Here is a 20,568-nt window from a genome sequence, read left to right on the forward strand (position 1 = left end):
TCGTGGCCATTCGCAATTTCCAGCAGCATACGCCGCGCCTGGGCGAACGTGCCTTCGTCGACCGCTCGGCGGTGGTGATCGGCGACGTCGAGATCGGCACCGACAGCTCGGTCTGGCCGCTGACCGTGATCCGCGGCGACATGCACCGGATCCGCATCGGCAAACGCACCAGCGTGCAGGATGCCAGCGTGCTGCACATTACCCATGCCGGCCCTTTCAATCCGGACGGTTTCCCGCTGCTGATCGGCGACGATGTCACCATTGGACACAAAGTCATGCTCCACGGCTGCACCCTGGGCAATCGCATCCTGGTCGGCATGGGCTGTACCGTCATGGACGGCGCGGTGGTGGAAGACGACGTGATCATCGGCGCCGGCAGCCTGGTAGCTCCGGGCAAACGCCTGCAGAGCGGCTTTCTGTACGTCGGCAGTCCGGCCAGGCAGGCCCGGCCGCTGACGGACAAGGAACGTGCGTTCTTCACCTATACCGCTGGCAACTACGTGAAGCTCAAGGACCAACACCTGGCCGAAGGCTTCGACAAGGACTGATTCCGTGCACTATCAAAACATTCTGTTCGACCTCGACGGCACCTTGACCGACCCGCGCGAGGGCATCACCCGCTCCATTCAGTATGCCTTGGCCAAGCTGGGCATCGACGAACCCGACCTGCGCAATCTGGAACACTTCATCGGTCCGCCATTGCTCGAGCAGTTCATGCACGCCTACGGCTTCGACGAGGCCCGCGCCTGGCAGGCGGTGAATTTCTACCGCGAACGCTTCCGCGTCACCGGTCTGTACGAAAACCAGATCTTCGCAGGTGTCATTGCACTGCTCGAAACCCTTCAGGGACAAGGCCGGCATCTGTATATCGCCACTTCAAAACCCTGGGAATTCGCCCGGGAGATCGCCCGGCACTTCGATTTCGCCAGGCACTTCAAGGTCATCTACGGCAGCGAACTGGATGGCACGCGGACCGACAAGGTGCAGCTGATTGCCTACGTCGTGGAACAGGAAAAGCTGGACCCTGCCCAGACCTTGATGGTCGGCGATCGCAAGCACGACCTGATCGGTGCCCGCCGCAACGGTCTGGATTGCGCGGCGGTGGGCTATGGTTTCGGTTCGCGGGAGGAGTTGGTCCTGGAGAATCCGACGTATCATTTCGACACGTTGCAGGCGCTGCATGAGGCGTTCCTGCAAGGCGCAGGATGAGTCGGTAACGATGCGGGTCATTCGTGGCCACTGACCACTCCTACACAAGACTTCTCGCAACCCTGTAGGAGCGGCCAGTGGCCGCGAATAGGCCCGAAAGGGCGCTGCAAAACTACCCGCCCAACCGCGCCAACTCAGCTCTGCGCTCGTCCATCGGTAACTTGCCCAGTGCCGCCGCCCGATCATAAAAGGCGCGCCAATCGCCAGCGACCTGCCGGAACAAACCCGCGAACGCCGGCACCCACTGGTCGTACAGGCCAAACGGCAGCAGCTTGGCATTGTTCATCGGCCCGTTGATCCAGGCATCGAAACGCCTGTCTCCCTGCCAAGGCCCATCACGCAGCTGGCGATACTCACGACGCAAACGCTCGAACTCGGCAGCCTTGCCCGTGCGCATGGCCTGCGCAGACAACGGTTGGGCGTACAGCGCAGCCAGGCGTTCGCGGGTCGCGAGCACCAAGGCGGTGAACTGGTCACGTTGCGCCACCAGCGTGCTTGCCACCGGCGGCAAGCCTCGCTGGGCACGCCACTGCCGGGTGCCTTCCTGCTCGACGAAGGTGGCGAAGGACTCATTGAATTCGGTGTCGTCTTTCACATACACACGCTGATGCGCCAGCTCATGGAAGATCAGAGTGGCCAGACGCTCGTCGCCCCAACCGAGCATGGTGTTGAGAATCGGATCGTCGAACCAGCCCAGGGTCGAGTAGGCCTCGACGCCACCGACATACACATCCCGGCCCGCCAGCTTCTGCAACGCCGCTTCGCCCCGAGCACCGGACTGACTGTAGTAACCGCGATAAGCCACGCAACCGGCAATGGGGAAGCAATGGGTCAACGGCGCCAGGGAAAACTCTGGTGTGGCGAACACGTTCCACACCACCAATGGCCGACCGATGTCGGCGTACAGTCGATAGCTGCGGTTGTCCGGCAGATGCAAGTGCTCGCTGGCGAAGTCGCGGGCCGCCTGGGCACGCTGCAATTGCTCGCGCAGCCGCGGGTCGCGCGACGGATTGGCAAGGATCTGCGCCACCGGCTCGCGTGCCTGCAACAGCTGCCACTGGCCCTGCATCAATTGGCCGTAATAGCCCGCGCTGCTGCAACCGTTGAGCAGGAACAGCAGGCACAGGGGAACAAACAGGCGCAAACCGCGGTCGAGTGCGGCAAGAATGGAACGACGAACAACAACGAATTCATGCATGTGGTTTTCCATGGCCAGGCCCGCCAGCGAGCAGGTGTTATCGGCGCTGACCCTGCATCTTACGATCCCATGAGGAGAATTCCATGCGCGCATTGATTATTGCCAGCAGCCTGCTGACGCTTGCCGGCTGTGCCGGACTGCCCGACCCGGATCCCAACCAGGCCTGGATCGACCTTGCGGCCGACGATCACAACGCCCTGCACGCGACCCAGGTCGACGAGAAGGAATGGACCGACACGCGTTATTTCGAAGTCGAGCCCGGCCGCCATGAGCTGACCGTACGCCTGCAATTTCCCGTAGAGCCAACCAACATCGGCCCGGTGCCCTCACCGCTGTGGCGTAATTGTGAATTGAACGTTACCTACGCAAGCTTCGATGCGGGCCAACGCTATTTCCTGGAAGCGGGCAGCGTCGGCTTCAGCCCTTGGGCCAGACTCTACGACGAGCAGCGCAAGCTGGTCGGCCAGGCCCAACCCGCGGGCTGTCAGAGCACTTGAGCACCGCTCACCCGGTATAACCACTGACGGCGCCGACTCGCGCCGTCGGCATAAAACTTCTAGACTCGGTACTCGTCTTACCGATGGTTCTCTGCAGCCAAGGAACTCCCATGCGCGCCGTGCTCGCCCTGTTGACCTTCGCCACGCTCGCTGGCTGCGCCAACCCTCCGTTGCCCGCAGTGGATCCAGGCAAGGCGTGGATCGACATGTTCACTACCACCGGCCGTCTGGTCATGGCCGAGAGCCTGGATGGACGCAAGCTCAATGACGGGCGTTATTTCCAGGTCGAACCCGGAAGTCATGAACTGGAAGTGCGCTTCGATTACGAGATCTATGCGGGGGGTGGGCTGATCAACGACCCGTATGACCGAACCTGCTACCTGACCGTGCGCTATGACGGCTTCAAGCCCGGTGAACGTTATCGTCTGGAGGGTAGGGCGATCGCCATGCAGGCCAGTGCGCGCTTGTACGACTCAAGCCGGCAGATCGTGGCCGAGGACCGGGCCATTCACTGCATTCCCTGAGCGGCTGTTTGAGCGCCATGGCGTGATTGCACCGCAGCGCAATCAGTCGTCGTTTTTCTGATAGACGATCTTGCGCGTACCATTGTCGCAAGAGCCCACGACCATGTTTGGATCCTTGGCATCGAGGTTGTCGACAATTTCCAGTGTGTACGACGTGACACCCTGGGCCTGGATCTTGGCCTCGATTTCAGCCTTCAAATCCTCACACGGCTTGGGTGCTGCCAACGCCGTGGTTGCCAACACACTGCACGCCATCGCCAAAATCAATTGCTTCATGACTCGATTCTCCTGGTGAGGGGGCAGTGTAAGGCAACCGGGCGCATGCTACCTCAAGATTCCAGGGTGGCGCTCAGGGTGATGTCGGCGTTCAGTACTTTCGATACCGGGCAGCCTTCCTTCGCCTTGTTGGCCAGCTCTTCGAACTTGGCCTGGTCGATGTTCGGGATCTTGGCCGACATGGTCAGCTTGATGGCGGTGATTGCAAAACCTTCGCCTTCCTTGTCCAGGCTGACTTCGGCGGAGGTCTTGATTTCATCGGGGGTGAAGCCTTCGCCGCCCAGAATCATCGAGAATGCCATGGAGAAACAGCCTGCATGCGCTGCGCCGATCAGCTCTTCCGGATTGGTGCCCGGCTGGCCTTCGAAACGGGTGTTGAAGCCGTAGGGATTGCTTTTCAGAGCGCCGCTCTGAGTGGAAATCTCGCCCTTACCGGTTTTCAGATCGCCTTTCCAGACAGCCGATGCGGTTTTCTTGATGCTCATAAAAGCCTCCATGATGGGCGCGACGGGTTCGCGCGGTGTCATGTGTTCAGAGGGCAGGGCGCTGGGCAAGTTCAGCGCGATTCGGACAGCTGGCTATTGAATCTGGGCAAGATGCCCATACTGACTATTGATAAGAAATAAATATTCGGTAGCAAAGATGCGCGGGGCATCCCACCTGCCACATACCCACAGGATGCCATTGATCATGACCGTTTTGACCGATACGAAATACTCCGTCCTCGACCTTGTGCCCGTACGTGCCGACCATGGCCCGGCACGGTCGCTGCACAATGCCCTGGATCTGGCGCGCCATGCCGAAACCTGGGGCTATAACCGCTTCTGGGTGGCCGAGCACCACAACATGGACGGTATCGCCAGCTCGGCGACCTCCGTGCTGCTGGGCTATCTGGCCGGTGGCACGTCCTCGATCCGCGTGGGGTCGGGCGGGGTGATGTTGCCCAACCATGCGCCGCTGGTGATCGCCGAACAATTCGGCACGCTGGAAAGTCTGTACCCGGGACGCATCGACCTGGGTCTGGGCCGCGCGCCTGGGTCGGACCAGATGACCGCGCGCGCGCTGCGCCGTGAACGCTCTGGCAGTGCCGACGATTTTCCCGACGACGTTCGCGAGCTGATGGCCTACCTGGGGCCTCGTACTCCTGATCAGAAAGTGATCGCCGTGCCGGGCAGCGGGACCAACGTGCCGATCTGGCTGCTGGGATCGAGCCTGTTCAGCGCCCAGTTGGCAGGCATGTATGGCCTTCCCTATGCCTTCGCTTCGCATTTCGCGCCGCGTTACATGCATGAGGCGATCCGTGTCTATCGCGCCCATTTCCAGCCCTCCGAGGTGTTGGACAAGCCGTATGTGATGTTGGGTGTGCCATTGGTGGCCGCCGACAGCGACGAGCACGCCGACTACCTGGCCACTTCGGTCTACCAGCGTATTCTCAACCTGATGCGGGGCCAGACCCTGGTGCAGCAGCCACCGGTCAAAAGCATGGAAGGATTGTGGTTGCCTCATGAAAAGGCTGCGGTCGGGGACTTTCTGGGCCTGGCGGTGGTGGGAGGACCGGCGAAGGTCCGTGCCAAGCTTGAGGTGTTGCAGGAGCAGACGCAGGCAGACGAACTGATCTTCACGTGCGATCTGTATGAGCATGCCGATCGGCTCAGATCCTATGAGCTGTTGGCGCAGGTGATGAAGGGTTGAGCGTGCACTGACCTGAGGTACTGCGACGCGTGTTTCGCGGCCGCTGACCGCTCCTACAGGGGATTGGATGTCCTGCGGGAGCGAGTCATGGCAGCGATGCCATCAGCGCTTGTAGACGATGGCCTTGGTGCCGCCTTCACACGAACCGACAACCTGGAAACCTGCATCCGGTGTGACATTGTCGACCACTTCCAGCGTGTAACCCGACACGCCGTTGGCATCGATCTTCGCGGCGATTTCGCTCTTGAGCTCCTCGCACGGCTTGCCTGCAGCGAACACGCCGCTTGCCACGCTCAACAAACCCACAGCCAACAAAATTCGCTTCATCGCTTGCATCCTTGGTTTGGTACTGCCGGTTAAAGACAAACGGCGGATCGCCTGTGGTCAGGTCGATACGCCGGGAGTGTGTTGTAACTCAACCTATGGCATTCGGCCAGTCGGAAGATTCCGTGTTTTCTGTCAGCTATTTTGGATACGGAAGCCAACTTTCAGAGTGACCTGGAAATGAGCCACTCGACCATCCTCGATATGACCACGGGTTTCGGTCACTTCGAACCACTCCATTTTCTCGATGCTCTTACTCGCTTCGGCCAATGCGTTGTTGATGGCGTCTTCGATAGTGGTGGTCGAGGAACCGACCAGTTCGACTTTCTTGTACGTGTGGTGATCGCTCATGGTGCTCTCCAGTGGATGGACTACGAAAGGTTGTCTACCTGTGTGGGGATTTCTGCGCTAAAAGTTCATACGCACTGCACTTTCATCCTGCCGCGCAGTCGGAATCTACACACGCTATTCACCACAACGAAGGAGAGATACCCATGGCAATTTCGACCCGCAAGGCCTCGCTGCAAAGCATGGAAGCAGAAATCGAAAGTCTGCTGCGCTCCCTGGAAAGCCTGAAGGAAGATTCCACCGAGGAGTCGCGCAAGACCCTCAAAGCGCTGAAGGCCAATGCCGAGACCGCGCTGAGCCACTCGCGCAGCCTGATCAGCGATGCGTACGAAGAAGTGAAGGTCAAGACCAAGGAAACCGGTATCGCTACCCGTGACTACGCTCAAGAGCACCCTTGGGCTGCAGCTGGCGTCGCCGTCGGCGCATTGGGCCTGATCGCCGCTTACCTGATGTGCAATCGCAGCAACTAATCGACCTGGCGCGCCAGCTCCTGCTTGAGCCATAGCGCCAGTTGTCGGGCGCGCCCATCCGAGGCGCGCCGCGGTACCCAAAGCGCCAGCCGCGCCGGGGTTTGCGTAAACCCCCAAGGTGCGGCCAAGCGCCCGGCCCGCAGGTCATCGATCACCAGCGGTTCGGGTGCGATGGCAATGCCCAGTCCAGCCACTGCGGCTTCCAGCAGATAATACAAATGCTCGAACCCCTGTCCCAAGGTCAACGCCTCGGGTTCCAGGCCGTTGCGTCGTGCCCAGCTGGGCCAGGCTTGTGGCCGTGATGTCGTGTGCAACAGGGCGTGCTTGAGCAAGTCTTTGGCGGCACAGTTTTGCAAGGCCTCGAATTCATGGAAGCGCGGGCTGAGCACCGGTCCGATGCGTTCTTCGGCCAGTTCGAACACGTCCATGTCGGCGGGCCAGGGTGGTTCGGCAAACATCAGCAAGGCGTCCAGGCCAGGACGGCGAGGGTCCAGATCGCCTTCACCGGCCGATAGATGCAGGCGCAGGTCCGGCAAGTCGCTGTTCAACCGACCCAAGCGAGGGATGAACCAGCGCGCCAGCAGGCTTCCCGAGCAGCCCAGGACGAACGGCGCCTGAGCCTGGGCCTGACTCAATTCCGCACAGACCAGACGCAGGCGTTCGAAAGCCTCGGCGCTGGCATCGCGCAGCCGACTGCCGGCATCTGTGAGTTTCAGGCCACGCCCCTGCTTGACGAACAATGCGATGCCCAGATGCTCTTCGAGCAGCTTCAGTTGTCGGCTGACGGCACCGTGGGTCACGCTCAGGGATTCAGCCGCCTTGCTGACGCTGTTGAGGCGGGCAGTGGCTTCGAATGCCTTGAGGGCATTCAGCGGGGGCAGGTCACGGCTCATGGTAATGTGAGAATTCCTGACAGGTTGCTCAGATCTTATCGGTTTTCCTGAGCGGCTGTCATGGGTACAGTAGTGACATCGCCCTTTCATTTCCCCTGGAGCTTCGCATGACCCAGAGCAATCTTCGCAGTGGCCCGGACAGCAACGGCCTGTTCGGCGCCTTCGGCGGCCGCTACGTCGCCGAGACCCTGATGCCGCTGGTGCTTGAGCTGGCTCGGGAATACGAAGCGGCCAAGGCCGATCCCGAGTTTCTCGAGCAGGTCGCCTACTTCCAGCGCGACTATATCGGCCGACCCAATCCGTTGTATTTCGCCGAGCGCCTGACCGAACATTGCGGCGGGGCGAAAATCTACTTCAAGCGCGAAGAACTCAACCATACCGGCGCACACAAGGTGAACAATTGCATCGGCCAGGTGCTGCTGGCCAAGCGCATGGGCAAGAAGCGCCTGATCGCCGAAACCGGCGCCGGCATGCACGGCGTGGCCACGGCCACCGTGGCCGCGCGCTTCGGTCTGCCTTGTGTGATCTACATGGGTGCCACCGACATCGAGCGCCAGCAGGCGAACGTGTTTCGCATGAAACTGCTGGGCGCCGAAATCGTGCCGGTCACCTCCGGCACCGGCACCTTGAAAGACGCCATGAACGATGCGCTGCGTGACTGGGTCACCAATGTCGACGACACCTTCTACCTGATCGGTACCGTGGCCGGCCCACACCCGTATCCAGCGATGGTGCGCGACTTCCAGTCGATCATCGGCAAGGAAACCCGCGAGCAGATGCAGGAGAAGGAAGGTCGCCTGCCTGACAGCCTGGTTGCCTGCGTCGGCGGTGGTTCCAATGCCATGGGCCTGTTCCACCCCTTCCTGGATGACAGCAGCGTGGAGATCATCGGCGTCGAAGCTGCCGGACATGGCGTGAATTCGGGCAAGCACGCCGCCAGCCTCAACGGTGGCGTTCCCGGTGTACTGCACGGCAATCGCACCTATCTGCTGCAGGATAACGATGGGCAGATCACCGATGCGCACTCCATCTCGGCTGGCCTGGACTACCCCGGTATCGGTCCTGAACACGCCTGGTTGCACGAAATCAAGCGGGTGAACTACACCAGCATCACCGACGAAGAGGCGCTGGCCGCGTTCCATGCCACCTGCCGTCTGGAAGGCATCATCCCGGCGCTGGAAACCGCTCACGCCCTGGCCGAAGCCATGAAGCGCGCGCCGACGCTGCCTGCCGATCACCTGATGGTGGTGTGCCTGTCGGGCCGCGGCGATAAGGACATGCAAACCGTGATGAGCCATATGGGCGCCCAGGGCGCGAAGGAGACACTGGCATGAGCCGCCTCGAACAACGCTTTGCCGAACTCAAGGCCGAAGGCCGTGCTGCCCTGGTCACCTTCGTCACCGCTGGCGACCCCGGCTACGACGCTTCTCTGTCGATCCTCAAGGGCCTGCCCGCCGCCGGTGCGGATGTCATCGAGCTGGGCATGCCCTTCACCGATCCGATGGCCGACGGCCTGGCCATTCAGTTGGCGACCCTGCGGGCACTGAACGCCGGTCAGACGTTGGCAAAAACCCTGCAGATGGTTCGTGAATTCCGCGTCGAAAACAGCACCACGCCCATCGTGCTGATGGGCTACTACAACCCGATTCACCGCTTCGGCGTCGAAGCCTTCGTGGCCGAGGCCAAGGAGGCCGGTGTCGACGGCCTGATCATCGTCGACCTGCCGCCCGAGCATGATGGTGAATTGGCGACCCCGGCACAGGCCTCCGGTATCGACTTCATCCGTCTGACCACGCCAACCACCGATGATGCACGCTTGCCGCGGGTGCTAGAGCGTAGCTCCGGCTTCGTCTACTACGTATCGGTGGCCGGCGTGACCGGTGCCGGCTCGGCTACCACCGAGCACGTGGGCGGTGCCATCGAGCGGCTGCGTCGACATACCGACCTGCCGATCAGCGTCGGTTTCGGCATCCGCACGCCCGACCAGGCTGCCGCCATCGCCCGCCTGGCCGATGGCGTGGTGGTCGGCTCGGCGCTGGTGGACAAGATCGCCCATGCCCAGCACCACGGTCAGGCTGTGGAAGATGTGCTGTCGCTGTGCAGTCAACTGGCGCAGGGCGTACGTAAGGCTCGTGTCAGCTGAAGGTAAAGATTCCAATACAGAGGAATTAGCCTCCGGTTCACGGGACTAAACGGCAAGACCAAGGGGGATCGAACCTGTGTTCGGTTCCCCTTTTTGCTGTTTGGCCGTGAAGGAAATCCATGATGAACATGCCAAAAAACCTGATCCTTAGCGTGGGCGCACTGTTGATCGCTTGTGCACCGCTGGTGCAAGCGGCCCCCGGTGGTCCGGGTGGACCGGATGAGCAACGTCAAGGGCGCCAGGAACACCCCCATCAGCGGCAGGGCGGACCCGATCGGCCTGATCATGACGAGCGCGGTCCAGGCAACCGTGGCCCAGGCAACCCAGGTGGCGGCATCGCGCGCGGTGGTCCACCCCAGGATTTCGGCCCCGTACGCCAGACCATTCAGGATCACCGCGACGTCTTCCGGCCCGGCAACCCGCCTCCCGCCAGTATTCGCGCCATCAAGGGACAACCTCTACCTCGCGGCTACGGTGCCCGCCTCGACGGTCCCGCGCTGAAGCACCTACCACGTTACGAAGGCTACGAATGGCGCCGCATGGGCACGGACGTGGTGCTGATCGCCATTGGTACCGGGATCGTCTACGAGGTGTTGCAGGGGGTTTTGAACTGATTAATGACTTGAAGATGCAGTGCCTGTCGTGACGCTTTCGCGGCTGTAAGCCGCTCCTACACGGTCGCATTTCTCTGTAGGAGCGGCGTACAGCCGCGAAAACGGTGAGATAGGCGCTGCATAGCGTGGATCAGGGTTACTGAAAGCCCATTAGCAGCCGTTTCTCAAGTGAATGTGAGATATCCCCTCTACCGCCGGCTCTGCTCCTCCATCACCCAATCCACGAACCTTTGCACCATTTGGCCGCGGCGCTTGCGTTGCGGCACCACTACGAAATAGCCCAACGCCGATGTGGCGGCGCCTTCGAAAGGGCGGCAGAGCAGTTGCTGCTCCAGCAATGCATCCACCAGATGGCGCCAGCCGATGGCAACGCCTTGCCCGGCAATCGCGGCCTGGATGAGCAGTGTGTAGTTGTCGAAGCGCAATTGCCCCGGCGCTGGGGCACTGGGGATGTGCAGGGCGCGGAACAGGCCGCTCCAATCGAACCACTGACAGCTGCTTTCACCGCGCAGGTGCAGCAGCGGCCATTCGAGCAATGCATCGGAGCCCAGTGGTAGCGTTCGATCGCTCAACAGGCGCGGGCTGCAGACCGGGAAGACTTCTTCATTGAACAACCAGTGGCTTTCACCCTGACGGAACCGGCCATCGCCGAACAGGACTGCCACGTCGATGTTCGGGCCGAGCATGGCGTGGCTGCGTTCACTGGTGACCAGGCTGACATCGACCTGTGGATAACGCTGATGGAAGCGGTGCAGGCGTGGCATGAGCCAATAGGCGGCGAACGCGAAGTCGGTGGAGACCTGAAGCACTTCGTGCTGGGTCTGGGTGGTGATCAAGCCCAGACAGTCGTCGATGCTGCGCAGCCCTCCCTGTACCGCCTCGAACAGGGTGTAGCCTGCGTCGGTCAGCTCGATGCCTCGGTAGATCCGATCAAACAGGCGGATGGCCAGTTGTTCCTCGAGCCGTTTGATCTGCTGGCTGACGGCAGGTTGCGTCGTACCCAACTCGGCGGCGGCAGCCGTGAAACTGCGCAGCCTGGCGGCGGCCTCGAAGGCGCGCAACAGGTCAAGGGAGAGTTCTCCGAGGCTTGCCAACATAAGCGCTACTTATCCTAGGTATTGTTCTGCATGGGCTTTACCAGGCCACAGCGGCACCGCATGGTGAACGGTAGAAACTTCGCATTAATCTCCACTATGGAATGCCCTGAGCCGATGAAGCGCAAGAACATTCTTTTCATCATGGCCGATCAGATGGCCGCCCCTCTGTTGCCGATCTACGCGGCGTCTCCCATCAAGCTGCCGAACATCAGCCGCCTGGCCGAAACCGGCGTGGTGTTCGATGCCGCCTACTGCAACAGCCCGCTGTGCGCGCCGTCGCGTTTCACCCTGGTCAGTGGGCAATTGCCGAGCAAGATCGGCGCCTACGACAACGCTGCCGACTTTGCCGCCGACGTGCCCACCTACGCCCACTATCTGCGCCGCCTGGGTTATCGCACGGCGCTGTCGGGAAAGATGCATTTCTGCGGCCCTGACCAACTGCACGGTTACGAGGAACGCCTGACCAGCGATATCTATCCCGCCGACTATGGCTGGGCCGTCAACTGGGACGAACCCGACGTGCGCCCCAGCTGGTATCACAACATGTCCTCGGTGCTGCAGGCCGGCCCCTGTGTGCGCACCAACCAGTTGGATTTCGATGAAGAAGTGGTGTTCAAGGCCCAGCAGTACCTGTTCGATCACATTCGCCAAGACGGCGACCAGCCTTTCTGTCTGACGGTATCAATGACCCACCCGCACGACCCCTACACCATTCCCAAGCCGTTCTGGGACCTGTACCGCGACGAAGACATTCCCCTGCCGCAGAACGTGCCGAACCAGGCCGAGCTGGACCCGCATTCGCAACGCCTGCTCAAGGTCTATGACCTCTGGGAAAAACCCTTGCCTGTGGACAAGATTCGCGACGCACGCCGCGCCTATTTCGGCGCGTGCAGCTACATCGATCACAACGTCGGCAAGCTGATGCAGACCCTGGAAGAAACCGGGCTGGCAAACGACACCATCATCGTCTTCTCCGGTGATCACGGCGACATGCTTGGCGAGCGTGGGCTCTGGTACAAGATGCATTGGTTCGAGATGTCGGCGCGGGTGCCGCTGCTGGTCTGCGCCCCTGGCCAGTTCCAGCCGGGGCGCGTGCAGGCGGCCGTTTCCACCGCCGACCTGCTGCCTACCTTCGTCGAGCTGGCCGGCGGCGAACTCGAGCCCGGCCTGCCTCTGGATGGCCGTTCGCTGGTTTCCCACCTGCAAGGTGAGGGCGGCCACGACGAGGTGTTCGGCGAGTACATGGCCGAAGGCACCAACAGTCCGCTGATGATGATCCGCCGCGGGGCGATGAAATTCATCTACAGCGAGCAGGACCCCTGCCTGCTCTACGACGTGGACAACGATCCACACGAACGCGAAGACCTGAGCCAGTCACCCTCGCACCGGGCACTGTTCGAGGCGTTTATGAATGAAGCCCGCCGTAAATGGGACATGCCGGCGATACACCAACAGGTGCTTGCCAGCCAGCGCCGCCGCCGTTTCGTGGCCAGTGCATTGACCCAGGGCACGCTGAAGAGCTGGGATCACCAGCCGCTGGTGGACGCCAGTCAGCAATACATGCGCAACCACATCGACCTCGACGACCTGGAGCGCAAGGCACGTTATCCACAACCCTGCCCATTACATCAGACGCTTTGAGGGGAAGTCCGCATGAAGGTGACCATGAAGATATCCACAGCCCTGGCAGCCAGCTGGTGGGCGCTTGCCGGCTCGCCGGCGTTCGCCGATGAACCGCTGTCTGACCCACAAAGTTGCGCCACCGTGAAGATGGCCGACCCGGGCTGGAGCGACATCGCCGCCACCAATGCGCTGGCCAGCCTGGTGTTGGAGGGCATGGGCTACAAGCCCAAGATCGACACCCTGGCCGTGCCTATCATCTTCGGCGGCTTGAAGGATGGGCAGGTGGATGTCTTCCTTGGCAACTGGATGCCGGCTCAACAGGGTTTCTACGACAAGTTCGTCGCCAACGGCGATGTGGTGCAGTACGCCAAGAACCTGGACGGTACCGAGTTCACCCTGGCCGTTCCCGATTATGTCTACGACGCCGGAGTGAAGGATTTCGCCGACCTGGACAAGCATGCCGATCAGTTCGGCAAGAAGATCTACGGCATCGGTTCGGGGGCACCGGCCAACCTGTCACTGGCCGAAATCATCAAGAAAGACGAATTCGGCCTGGGTGACTGGAAGCTGGTGGAGTCCAGCGAGCAGGCCATGTTGGCCGAGGTCAATCGCAACGTGAAGAAGAAGGCGTTCGTGGTCTTCCTCGGTTGGACGCCGCACCCGATGAACGTGCAGATCAAGCTCAAGTACCTCACAGGCGGCGAGAAGTATTTCGGCTCCACCGGGACCGTGCACACTTTGACCCGCAAGGGTTATGCCCAGAGCTGCCCGAACACCGCCAAGCTGCTCAGCAACCTGGTATTCACCCAGGAGATGGAGAACGGGATCATGGCCGATGTGGCCAACAGCAAGAAAACCAGCGCTCAGGCAGCGCATGCCTGGTTGAAAGCCAATCCGGCAGTGCTGGAGAAGTGGCTGGACGGGGTGAAGACGCTGGATGGCAAGGATGCGCTGCAGGCGGTGCGGGCGAAGCTTTGATTTTATGGGCTTTGATTTGATGGGGTGTCAGTCATGGCCTCTTCGCGGGCAGAGCCCGCTCCCACACTCAGCAAGTCGTTAAGCAACCTCCTGTGGGAGCGGGGCGGGCGGCGAGCTCTCTGCCCGCGAAGAGGCCTTCACTGACACCCTTCAATCGACTCAACCCACCGCCATCTCCCGCCGCAACTGGCTCAGTACCGGCGCCGTATCCACTGCCACGCCGCGCCAGTAGGTGAAGGCTTCCGCCGCCTGCTCGACCAGCATGCCGAAACCATCCAGCGACAGCCGTGCACCCTGTTCGCTGGCCCAGCGACAGAACGGCGTCGGCTCCTTGCCGTACATCATGTCGTAGCAGACCGTGACGCCGGGTTCGATCAAGCTGCTGGCAATGGGCGGCAGATCGCCTGCCAGGCTCGCCGACGTGGCGTTGATGATGATATCAACAGGCTCTTCCAGCCAGTCGAAGCCACTGGCCGCAACCGGACCCAGATCAGCGAACAGCCGCGCCAGCTGTTCGGCTTTCTCGACCGTACGGTTGGCGATCACCAGCGACAGCGGCTGCTGTTCGAGCAGCGGCTCGATCACCCCTCGCACCGCACCGCCGGCACCCAGCAACAGAATGCGTTTGCCTTGCAAGGTCACACCGGCGTTGTCGACCAGATCGCGCACCAGCCCCACGCCATCGGTATTGTCGCCGCGCAGGCCGCCATCAGGCAGACGGCTGAGCATGTTCACCGCGCCGGCACGCTGCGCGCGTGGGGTCAGCACGCTGCACAGGCTGAAGGCCTGCTCCTTGAACGGCACAGTGACGTTGGCGCCCAGGCCTTCCTTGAAAAAGCCCAGGGCACAGTCGGTGAAGCCATCGATGGGCGCCAGCAGCGTGCTGTAGTCCAACGCCTGGCCGGTCTGCTCGGCAAACAATCGGTGAATGGCCGGTGACTTGCTGTGACCCACCGGGTTGCCGAAAACCACATAACTGTCCATGCGAAACGGTTCCTGAATCAAAGGGCGGAAGCTTGTGCCAGCCAGTCGCGGTCCTGGAGGAAGTAATCGGTCAACCGTGCTTCTTCGCTACCGGGTGCCGCCTTCCAGTCATAGCCCCAGCGCACCTGCGGCGGCAGCGACATCAGGATCGACTCGGTGCGGCCTCCCGACTGCAGACCGAACAGCGTACCGCGGTCGTAGACCAGGTTGAACTCGACGTAGCGGCCGCGGCGGAATTCCTGGAATTCACGCTGCTGCGCGGTGTAGGCCATGGCCTTGCGACGCTGCACGATGGGCAAATAGGCGTCGATGAAGGCATCGCCGATGGCGCGCATGAAGGCGAAGCTGGTGTCGAAATCCCATTCGTTCAGGTCATCGAAGAACAGGCCGCCTACACCGCGCGGCTCGCCGCGGTGCTTGAGGTGGAAATAGCGATCGCACCAGGCCTTGTAGCGCGGGTAGACATCGGCGCCAAAGGGCTCGCAGGCCTGCTGGGCGACGCGGTGCCAGTGGATGCAGTCTTCCTCGTGGGCATAGTAGGGCGTCAGGTCGAAACCACCACCGAACCACCAGACTGCCTCTTCGCCTTCCTTTTCGGCGATGAAGAAGCGCACGTTGGCGTGGGACGTGGGCACATGCGGGTTGTGCGGATGAATCACCAGGGACACGCCCAGGGCCTCGAAACCACGGCCGGCCAGTTCCGGGCGATGGGCGCTGGCCGAGGGCGGCAGGCCGGTGCCGAACACGTGGGAAAAATTGACCCCGCCTTTTTCGATCAACTCACCGTCGGCAATCACCCGGGTACGACCGCCGCCGCCCGCTGGACGCGTCCAGGCATCTTCGACGAAGTGCGCGCCGCCGTCTTCGGCCTGCAAGGCGTGGCAGATTCGGTCCTGCAGATCGAGCAGATAGGCTTTTACGGCCTCGGTGCGGGTAGTCATGGCATCACCTTGGAGAAGGGCAAATACCGCCAGCGGCCTGCGAACACGCCTGACCGGCGATCAAGTCGGCGCGTAGCATAGCATCGCTCACTGCCTGCGGCAGTTGACGCCGATCAAGCAAAGGCGTCCGATAGGCCTTCGCCCAACGACAGCAGGAGTGAACAGATGGCAAAGCGTATCCAGTTCGGTTCCACCGGCGGCCCGGAAGTCCTCGAGTTCGTCGACTTCGAGCCCAGGCAACCGGGCCCGCAGGAGATTCGCGTACGCAATCACGCCGTGGGCGTGAACTACATCGACAACTATTTCCGCAGCGGCCTGTACCCGACGCCACAACTGCCATCGGGCCTGGGCACCGAGGCGGCCGGCGTGGTGGAGGCAGTGGGCAGCGAGGTGGACGGCTTCAAGGTCGGCGACCGTGTGGCCTACGCAGGCGGCCCCCTGGGCGCCTACAGCGACCTGCACGTGTTGCCTGCGGCCATGGCCGTGCACCTGCCGCAAGCGATCAGCTTCGAGCAGGCCGCTGCGGTGATGCTCAAGGGCCTGACCGTTCAATACCTGTTGCGCCAGACCTACAAGGTCGAAGCCGGAGAAACCATTCTGTTCCACGCGGCCGCCGGTGGCGTGGGCTCGCTGGCCTGCCAATGGGCAGCGGCATTGGGCGTGAAGCTGATCGGTACCGTCAGCTCGCCCGCCAAGGCCGAGCGAGCCAAGGCACTGGGGGCTTGGGAGGTGATCGACTACAGCCACGAGGATGTGGCCAAGCGAGTCCTGGAGCTGACCGATGGCAAGAAATGCCCGGTGGTCTACGACGGCGTGGGCAAGGACACCTGGGAAACCTCGCTGGACTGCCTTCAGCCACGTGGCCTGATGGTCAGCTTCGGCAACGCCTCCGGCGCGGTCAGTGGGGTCAATCTGGGGATCCTGTCGCAGAAGGGCTCGCTGTACGTCACCCGGCCGACCCTTGCCAGCTACGCGGTGCCCGGTGCGGTACAGGGCATGGCCGACGAACTGTTCGAGATGATTGCCAGCGGCAAGCTCAAGGTCGACGTCAGCCAGCAGTACCCGTTGAGCGATGCGGCGAAGGCACAAACCGCCCTCGCCGCACGCGAGACGATGGGCTCGACCATACTGTTGCCGTGAAGCCGGGCAGGGAGCCGCACGCTGACGGCTCTCTCGCCATATTTTTTAGGGCAAGAGGCAGGGCCAGAGTCAGGTCCAGAATCAGGGCCTGATCACCTCGCCGGGTGACCAGGTCACGGATCACGCTCGGGCTTTTCCGCCCGCCCAGCGCGCCCCCCAGCACCAAGTCCACTTCGCCCCGGAAGTATTGCTCCACGCGCAGGCGACTGCGGGCAGCCGGACGGCCCTGGCGATTGGCCGAAGTCGACACCAGTGGCCCTACCAACGCACACAGCTCGCGCACCTGCGGGTGATCGCTCACGCGCAGGGCCACGGAGTCGTGGACACCGGTGATCCATTCGGGCAACAGGTCCTGATGAGGCACCAGCCAGGTGTTCGGGCCGGGCCAGGTGCTGGCCATCCGATCGATCCAGTCCTCGGGGAAGTCCTCGAACAGGAAGTCGAACTGACGAATGTTGTCGGCGACCAGGATCAGGCCCTTGTCGACCGAGCGCTCCTTGATGGCGAGCAAGCGGTAGACCGCCTCTTCGTCCCACGGATCGCAACCCAGCCCCCAGACAGCTTCGGTAGGGTAGGCGATCACCGCGCCCGCTCGGATCTCGCGCGCCGCTTGTTGCACACGCCAACTGCTCACCATCTGCTGTCACTCCCATTGGAAACTGCCGCCAGTGTACTTAGCTGGCACGTGCAAACCAACGCCCCGCCTGACTGACCACACGCCCCTGCAGTTCCAGCTCGGTGAGTTGCGCCATCACCCGGGGCAATGGCCAGCCGAGGGCTGCGGCCAGACCTTCAGTGGTATGCGCCGCTGCCACCAACGCGTTCAGCAGCGGATCTTGCGATCGTTGCGGTGCTGGCGACGAGGCTGGCGGCAGGCGCTGCCAACCCTGCAAGCCTTCGAGGATGTGATCGATGGTCTCGACCAACTGCGCACCGTCGCGGATCAACTGATGACAACCGCGGGCGCCAGGATGATGAATCGAGCCTGGCAGTGCCCACACTTCGCGACCATGCTCGGCGGCAAGACGCGCAGTGATCAGCGACCCGCTGGCCGGACTCGCTTCGACGACCAGCACGCCCAGCGACAAGCCGCTGATGATCCGATTGCGCCGGGGAAAATTGCCAGGCTGTGCCTGGGCCTGCAGGGGAAACTCGGAAACCAGCGCGCCACGGGCCTCGACGATGGCCTGCGCCAAGGCACGGTGCTTCTGTGGATAAAGTTTTTCCAGCCCGGTGCCCAAGACCGCGATGGTATGTCCACCCACGTCCAGCGCACCTTGGTGGGCAGCACCGTCCACACCCAGGGCCAGACCGCTGGTGATCGTGAATCCCGCGCCTGCCAGGCTGCGAGCGAAGGCCCGGGCATTGTCCAATCCGGGCGGCGAGGCGCGGCGACTGCCAACCACGGCGATCTGCGGCCGCTCCAGTACGCCGGGGTCCCCGCGCACGAACAGCAGCGGCGGTGGATCGGCGATCTCCTTGAGCAGGGCCGGGTAGTCGGGCTGGTCCCACATCAGCAAATGCTGGTCCGCACGCTCTAGCCAGGCCATCGCAGCCGCAGCGGAGTGGTGAATTCCGGAGTCGCGGCGAGCCTGGCCGCTGGCGTCGCTGCAACCTGCACCGCGCCATTGCACGGCCGAGGCATCGAGCGCCGAACGCGCACAGCCGAAGTGCGCAACGACCTTGTGAAAGCGTTGCGAGCCAATGTCGGGAAGTAGCTGCAAGCGCAGGCGCGCTTCGAGTTCGGAACAGGTGTGGGTGTTGCTTTCGAAAAGCGGCATCCGATCATCCTTGAATCGGCAGGCTCGCAAGCAGCTGGACAAGCTGTGGATAACTCTGTGCACAAAAGTATCGGAATGCGCCTGGGCACGATCCTCTCGTACCCAGGCGCCAGGTGCGGCTATGGGTTACCCACCTTGTCCATCACTGCCAGCGAGCGGTTGGCGTTGAGGATCAAACCATAGCTCAGCTTTTCATAGGTGCGGAACACCATGAGCAGTCCGGAACGCTCGTCCGGGACCTTGATCTGCTCGCCAGTGATACGATCGCGCACTGTCTCGCCAGTCTTGTAGACCGCCAGAACGTTGCCTTCGCGCAGCCCGTCGCGCTTTCCGCGGTTCAAGGTGACCACGTCGTACTTGCCGATCTGTGTAACACCTCGTGGCACATCAATGATCACACCATGGATGTCCGACTGCGGCGCGCTGGGAAAAAATGTCGAATTGACCGCACGCTGTTCATCGCTGAACAGCCGATCGCCCAGGCGAACTTCTTCGCGCGAGCGCTGCAGGACCAGGGTAGAGATGTCCCCTTCGGTCGCGACAATTTCGCCACCACCGATATTGTCGGCGTTGATGCCGAGAAACTCCTGGGTATCGGGGTCCGTGTAGGCCTTGCCCTGGCGGAAGATGCCATAGACCGACTGCGCCGGATCGAACACCCCACGTGCGTAGATGCGGTCGCCCATGCCACTGAGCACGCGCTCGGCATTGCCGGCGACGATATAGGGTGCGGCGTTGAAGTCGTCGACCGAATCCATGATGCGGTTGGTCAGCAGAAAGCTGTTGATCGATTCCAGCGGTATGCTGGGAATGGCTTCTGCCACGGGTGTGGTGCGCACCTTGGGCGAGAGCTTGATGGTGCCGCGCGAGGCGCCGCGTTCGAGCATCAGTTGCGGCTGACCGTCGACGAAGCCCAGCACCAGCGAGTCGCCGGGGTAGATCAGGTCGGGGTTGGCGATCTGCGGATTGGCGTGCCAGAGCTGAGGCCACTGCCACGGCTGGCGCAGAAACTTGCCGGAAATGTCCCACAATGTGTCGCCACGGACCACAGTGTAGCGCTGTGGGTAGCCGTCCCTGAGCTGCACCTGCGCCTGCGTCAGGCCGGACATTGCCAGCAGTAGCAGGGCGAGTAGTGATTTCCTCATGCCGTGAATCCCTTTATCATGTCTGTTCACGCGAAATAACGACTTTACCTCACAGTGCAGCACATACGCATATGGCTATTTTAAACATCCTCGAATTTCCAGACCCGCGCCTGCGTACCGTCGCCAAGCCGGTCACGGTGGTGGACGACAGCGTTCGCCAGCTCATCGATGACATGTTTGAAACCATGTACGACGCGCCGGGCATCGGTTTGGCCGCTACCCAGATCAATGTGCACAAGCGCATCGTGGTCATGGACCTGTCCGAAGATCGCAGCGAACCGCGGGTGTTCATCAACCCCGAGTTCGAGTCGTTGACCGACGAGATGGACCAGTACCAGGAAGGTTGCCTGTCGGTGCCCGGCTTCTACGAGAATGTCGATCGTCCGCAGAAGGTCAAGGTCACGGCGCTGGATCGCGACGGCAAGCCCTACGAACTGATTGCCGAAGGCCTGCTGGCCGTGTGCATCCAGCACGAGTGCGACCACCTCAACGGCAAGCTGTTCGTCGACTACCTGTCCAACCTCAAGCGTGACCGCATCAAAAAGAAGCTGGAAAAACTGCACAAGCAGCAGGCCTGATTCCGGTGCCCCTGTAGGAGCGGCTAGTAGCCGCGAACAACGTACCTCGGTGCGTCAGGAAGGGCCCCTTCGCGGCTGCCAGCCGCTCCTACAAAGGGTTGCGGCCCACCTCC

At 62.0% G+C, this 20,568-nt stretch carries 24 protein-coding genes and 1 pseudogene; 13 read left to right on the top strand and 12 right to left on the bottom strand.

The window, feature by feature from the left end:
- Nucleotides 1-2 precede the first annotated feature (2 nt).
- The gene (locus tag ABMD26_RS11325) at nucleotides 3-548 is read left to right on the top strand and encodes a gamma carbonic anhydrase family protein (RefSeq protein WP_192000426.1); all 546 of its coding nucleotides are present in this window, start codon (nucleotides 3-5) and stop codon (nucleotides 546-548) included.
- A gap of 4 nt (nucleotides 549-552) precedes the next feature.
- A complete protein-coding gene (locus ABMD26_RS11330) occupies nucleotides 553-1,209 on the top strand; it encodes an HAD family hydrolase (protein WP_354309548.1) in 657 nt (218 codons plus the stop codon).
- A gap of 112 nt (nucleotides 1,210-1,321) precedes the next feature.
- Here the strand turns inward: ABMD26_RS11330 and ABMD26_RS11335 are convergent, their stop codons facing one another.
- Complete coding sequence (locus ABMD26_RS11335; RefSeq protein ID WP_354309550.1) at nucleotides 1,322-2,407, bottom strand: aminopeptidase; 1,086 nt, start codon at nucleotides 2,405-2,407, stop codon at nucleotides 1,322-1,324.
- 83 nt (nucleotides 2,408-2,490) lie between these two features.
- On the opposite strand from ABMD26_RS11335, the gene ABMD26_RS11340 reads away from it, so the two are divergent.
- Together ABMD26_RS11340 and ABMD26_RS11345 are read left to right on the top strand one after the other, a co-directional pair.
- The gene (locus ABMD26_RS11340) at nucleotides 2,491-2,904 is read left to right on the top strand and encodes a PA0061/PA0062 family lipoprotein (RefSeq protein ID WP_354309552.1); all 414 of its coding nucleotides are present in this window, start codon (nucleotides 2,491-2,493) and stop codon (nucleotides 2,902-2,904) included.
- Between the two features lie 110 nt (nucleotides 2,905-3,014).
- A complete protein-coding gene (locus ABMD26_RS11345) occupies nucleotides 3,015-3,428 on the top strand; it encodes a PA0061/PA0062 family lipoprotein (protein ID WP_354309554.1) in 414 nt (137 codons plus the stop codon).
- Between the two features lie 42 nt (nucleotides 3,429-3,470).
- On the opposite strand, the gene ABMD26_RS11350 is transcribed toward ABMD26_RS11345, so the two are convergent.
- Together ABMD26_RS11350 and ABMD26_RS11355 are read right to left on the bottom strand one after the other, a co-directional pair.
- A complete protein-coding gene (locus ABMD26_RS11350) occupies nucleotides 3,471-3,704 on the bottom strand; it encodes a DUF1161 domain-containing protein (RefSeq protein ID WP_049860489.1) in 234 nt (77 codons plus the stop codon).
- A gap of 53 nt (nucleotides 3,705-3,757) precedes the next feature.
- On the bottom strand, nucleotides 3,758-4,183 hold the full coding sequence (locus ABMD26_RS11355) for an OsmC family protein (protein ID WP_043193753.1): 426 nt from the start codon (nucleotides 4,181-4,183) through the stop codon (nucleotides 3,758-3,760).
- Between the two features lie 211 nt (nucleotides 4,184-4,394).
- Here ABMD26_RS11355 and ABMD26_RS11360 point away from each other — a divergent pair, with 211 nt between their 5' ends.
- Nucleotides 4,395-5,396 (top strand): LLM class flavin-dependent oxidoreductase, encoded by a 1,002-nt coding sequence (locus ABMD26_RS11360; RefSeq protein WP_090361736.1) that lies wholly within the window; start codon nucleotides 4,395-4,397, stop codon nucleotides 5,394-5,396.
- 102 nt (nucleotides 5,397-5,498) lie between these two features.
- Here ABMD26_RS11360 and ABMD26_RS11365 read toward each other — a convergent pair whose 3' ends face one another.
- Both ABMD26_RS11365 and ABMD26_RS11370 read right to left on the bottom strand, forming a co-directional pair.
- A complete protein-coding gene (locus tag ABMD26_RS11365; RefSeq protein ID WP_043191956.1) occupies nucleotides 5,499-5,723 on the bottom strand; it encodes a DUF1161 domain-containing protein in 225 nt (74 codons plus the stop codon).
- A 132-nt stretch (nucleotides 5,724-5,855) separates the two neighbouring features.
- Entirely contained in the window at nucleotides 5,856-6,071 is a 216-nt protein-coding gene (locus ABMD26_RS11370; RefSeq protein ID WP_043191958.1) for a dodecin, read from the bottom strand.
- A 143-nt stretch (nucleotides 6,072-6,214) separates the two neighbouring features.
- Between ABMD26_RS11370 and ABMD26_RS11375 the strand changes: the two genes are divergently transcribed.
- Entirely contained in the window at nucleotides 6,215-6,538 is a 324-nt protein-coding gene (locus tag ABMD26_RS11375; RefSeq protein ID WP_043191960.1) for an ElaB/YgaM/YqjD family protein, read from the top strand.
- Here the strand turns inward: ABMD26_RS11375 and ABMD26_RS11380 are convergent.
- Nucleotides 6,535-7,431 (bottom strand): LysR family transcriptional regulator, encoded by an 897-nt coding sequence (locus ABMD26_RS11380; RefSeq protein ID WP_134722126.1) that lies wholly within the window; start codon nucleotides 7,429-7,431, stop codon nucleotides 6,535-6,537. The two genes, ABMD26_RS11375 and ABMD26_RS11380, sit on opposite strands and share 4 nt — an antisense overlap.
- Before the next feature lie 107 nt (nucleotides 7,432-7,538).
- On the opposite strand from ABMD26_RS11380, the gene trpB reads away from it, so the two are divergent.
- The 3 genes from trpB to ABMD26_RS11395 all read left to right on the top strand — a co-directional run bounded on the left by trpB (nucleotide 7,539) and on the right by ABMD26_RS11395 (nucleotide 10,188).
- The gene (trpB, locus tag ABMD26_RS11385) at nucleotides 7,539-8,765 is read left to right on the top strand and encodes a tryptophan synthase subunit beta (protein ID WP_090361730.1); all 1,227 of its coding nucleotides are present in this window, start codon (nucleotides 7,539-7,541) and stop codon (nucleotides 8,763-8,765) included.
- Complete coding sequence (gene trpA, locus ABMD26_RS11390) at nucleotides 8,762-9,574, top strand: tryptophan synthase subunit alpha (protein WP_320523327.1); 813 nt, start codon at nucleotides 8,762-8,764, stop codon at nucleotides 9,572-9,574. The genes trpB and trpA overlap by 4 nt, the downstream gene beginning before the upstream one ends.
- 122 nt (nucleotides 9,575-9,696) lie before the next feature.
- A complete protein-coding gene (locus ABMD26_RS11395; RefSeq protein ID WP_354309559.1) occupies nucleotides 9,697-10,188 on the top strand; it encodes an anti-virulence regulator CigR family protein in 492 nt (163 codons plus the stop codon).
- A 188-nt stretch (nucleotides 10,189-10,376) separates the two neighbouring features.
- Here the strand turns inward: ABMD26_RS11395 and ABMD26_RS11400 are convergent, their stop codons facing one another.
- Nucleotides 10,377-11,285 (bottom strand): choline sulfate utilization transcriptional regulator, encoded by a 909-nt coding sequence (locus ABMD26_RS11400; RefSeq protein ID WP_286916609.1) that lies wholly within the window; start codon nucleotides 11,283-11,285, stop codon nucleotides 10,377-10,379.
- A gap of 114 nt (nucleotides 11,286-11,399) precedes the next feature.
- Between ABMD26_RS11400 and betC the strand changes: the two genes are divergently transcribed.
- Nucleotides 11,400-12,926 carry a choline-sulfatase gene (betC, locus tag ABMD26_RS11405; RefSeq protein ID WP_354309562.1) on the top strand — a complete coding sequence of 509 codons (1,527 nt, stop codon included), beginning with the start codon at nucleotides 11,400-11,402 and terminating at the stop codon, nucleotides 12,924-12,926.
- Nucleotides 12,927-12,950: 24 nt separating this feature from the next.
- The gene (choX, locus tag ABMD26_RS11410; protein ID WP_354309564.1) at nucleotides 12,951-13,886 is read left to right on the top strand and encodes a choline ABC transporter substrate-binding protein; all 936 of its coding nucleotides are present in this window, start codon (nucleotides 12,951-12,953) and stop codon (nucleotides 13,884-13,886) included.
- 159 nt (nucleotides 13,887-14,045) lie between these two features.
- On the opposite strand, the gene aroE is transcribed toward choX, so the two are convergent.
- Nucleotides 14,046-14,870 (bottom strand): shikimate dehydrogenase, encoded by an 825-nt coding sequence (gene aroE / locus ABMD26_RS11415; RefSeq protein ID WP_354309566.1) that lies wholly within the window; start codon nucleotides 14,868-14,870, stop codon nucleotides 14,046-14,048.
- A 17-nt stretch (nucleotides 14,871-14,887) separates the two neighbouring features.
- Complete coding sequence (gene hemF / locus ABMD26_RS11420) at nucleotides 14,888-15,811, bottom strand: oxygen-dependent coproporphyrinogen oxidase (RefSeq protein WP_192000417.1); 924 nt, start codon at nucleotides 15,809-15,811, stop codon at nucleotides 14,888-14,890.
- 165 nt (nucleotides 15,812-15,976) lie between these two features.
- On the opposite strand from hemF, the gene ABMD26_RS11425 reads away from it, so the two are divergent.
- Entirely contained in the window at nucleotides 15,977-16,951 is a 975-nt protein-coding gene (locus ABMD26_RS11425; RefSeq protein ID WP_354309568.1) for an NADPH:quinone reductase, read from the top strand.
- A gap of 81 nt (nucleotides 16,952-17,032) precedes the next feature.
- Here the strand turns inward: ABMD26_RS11425 and tsaC are convergent.
- From tsaC to ABMD26_RS11440, 3 genes and pseudogenes are all read right to left on the bottom strand, one after another.
- Nucleotides 17,033-17,588, bottom strand: a pseudogene (tsaC, locus tag ABMD26_RS11430) (L-threonylcarbamoyladenylate synthase type 1 TsaC).
- A 37-nt stretch (nucleotides 17,589-17,625) separates the two neighbouring features.
- Nucleotides 17,626-18,732: a DNA-processing protein DprA gene (dprA, locus tag ABMD26_RS11435; RefSeq protein WP_354309570.1), complete on the bottom strand. Its 1,107-nt coding sequence runs from the start codon at nucleotides 18,730-18,732 to the stop codon at nucleotides 17,626-17,628.
- 119 nt (nucleotides 18,733-18,851) lie between these two features.
- Entirely contained in the window at nucleotides 18,852-19,877 is a 1,026-nt protein-coding gene (locus ABMD26_RS11440; RefSeq protein WP_192066327.1) for a LysM peptidoglycan-binding domain-containing protein, read from the bottom strand.
- 71 nt (nucleotides 19,878-19,948) lie between these two features.
- Here ABMD26_RS11440 and def point away from each other — a divergent pair, with 71 nt between their 5' ends.
- Nucleotides 19,949-20,455, top strand: coding sequence for a peptide deformylase (def, locus tag ABMD26_RS11445; protein WP_049860474.1), 507 nt, complete (start codon nucleotides 19,949-19,951; stop codon nucleotides 20,453-20,455).
- Nucleotides 20,456-20,568: the final 113 nt, after the last annotated feature.

It is taken from the genome of Pseudomonas sp. PvP001 (assembly GCF_040546375.1).
GTDB classification, from domain to species: Bacteria; Pseudomonadota; Gammaproteobacteria; order Pseudomonadales; family Pseudomonadaceae; genus Aquipseudomonas; species Aquipseudomonas coleopterorum.

What these genes read in the sequence shown, in the direction of transcription:
- ABMD26_RS11335 (WP_354309550.1), bottom strand. Translation starts at nt 2,407, where the DNA reads ATGCATGAATTCGTTGTTGTTCGTCGTTCCATTCTTGCCGCACTCGAC.
- ABMD26_RS11340 (WP_354309552.1), top strand. Translation starts at nt 2,491, where the DNA reads ATGCGCGCATTGATTATTGCCAGCAGCCTGCTGACGCTTGCCGGCTGT.
- ABMD26_RS11345 (WP_354309554.1), top strand. Translation starts at nt 3,015, where the DNA reads ATGCGCGCCGTGCTCGCCCTGTTGACCTTCGCCACGCTCGCTGGCTGC.
- ABMD26_RS11350 (WP_049860489.1), bottom strand. Translation starts at nt 3,704, where the DNA reads ATGAAGCAATTGATTTTGGCGATGGCGTGCAGTGTGTTGGCAACCACG.
- ABMD26_RS11360 (WP_090361736.1), top strand. Translation starts at nt 4,395, where the DNA reads ATGACCGTTTTGACCGATACGAAATACTCCGTCCTCGACCTTGTGCCC.
- ABMD26_RS11365 (WP_043191956.1), bottom strand. Translation starts at nt 5,723, where the DNA reads ATGAAGCGAATTTTGTTGGCTGTGGGTTTGTTGAGCGTGGCAAGCGGC.
- ABMD26_RS11370 (WP_043191958.1), bottom strand. Translation starts at nt 6,071, where the DNA reads ATGAGCGATCACCACACGTACAAGAAAGTCGAACTGGTCGGTTCCTCG.
- ABMD26_RS11375 (WP_043191960.1), top strand. Translation starts at nt 6,215, where the DNA reads ATGGCAATTTCGACCCGCAAGGCCTCGCTGCAAAGCATGGAAGCAGAA.
- ABMD26_RS11380 (WP_134722126.1), bottom strand. Translation starts at nt 7,431, where the DNA reads ATGAGCCGTGACCTGCCCCCGCTGAATGCCCTCAAGGCATTCGAAGCC.
- trpB (WP_090361730.1), top strand. Translation starts at nt 7,539, where the DNA reads ATGACCCAGAGCAATCTTCGCAGTGGCCCGGACAGCAACGGCCTGTTC.
- trpA (WP_320523327.1), top strand. Translation starts at nt 8,762, where the DNA reads ATGAGCCGCCTCGAACAACGCTTTGCCGAACTCAAGGCCGAAGGCCGT.
- ABMD26_RS11395 (WP_354309559.1), top strand. Translation starts at nt 9,697, where the DNA reads ATGAACATGCCAAAAAACCTGATCCTTAGCGTGGGCGCACTGTTGATC.
- ABMD26_RS11400 (WP_286916609.1), bottom strand. Translation starts at nt 11,285, where the DNA reads ATGTTGGCAAGCCTCGGAGAACTCTCCCTTGACCTGTTGCGCGCCTTC.
- betC (WP_354309562.1), top strand. Translation starts at nt 11,400, where the DNA reads ATGAAGCGCAAGAACATTCTTTTCATCATGGCCGATCAGATGGCCGCC.
- choX (WP_354309564.1), top strand. Translation starts at nt 12,951, where the DNA reads ATGAAGATATCCACAGCCCTGGCAGCCAGCTGGTGGGCGCTTGCCGGC.
- aroE (WP_354309566.1), bottom strand. Translation starts at nt 14,870, where the DNA reads ATGGACAGTTATGTGGTTTTCGGCAACCCGGTGGGTCACAGCAAGTCA.
- hemF (WP_192000417.1), bottom strand. Translation starts at nt 15,811, where the DNA reads ATGACTACCCGCACCGAGGCCGTAAAAGCCTATCTGCTCGATCTGCAG.
- ABMD26_RS11425 (WP_354309568.1), top strand. Translation starts at nt 15,977, where the DNA reads ATGGCAAAGCGTATCCAGTTCGGTTCCACCGGCGGCCCGGAAGTCCTC.
- dprA (WP_354309570.1), bottom strand. Translation starts at nt 18,732, where the DNA reads ATGCCGCTTTTCGAAAGCAACACCCACACCTGTTCCGAACTCGAAGCG.
- ABMD26_RS11440 (WP_192066327.1), bottom strand. Translation starts at nt 19,877, where the DNA reads ATGAGGAAATCACTACTCGCCCTGCTACTGCTGGCAATGTCCGGCCTG.
- def (WP_049860474.1), top strand. Translation starts at nt 19,949, where the DNA reads ATGGCTATTTTAAACATCCTCGAATTTCCAGACCCGCGCCTGCGTACC.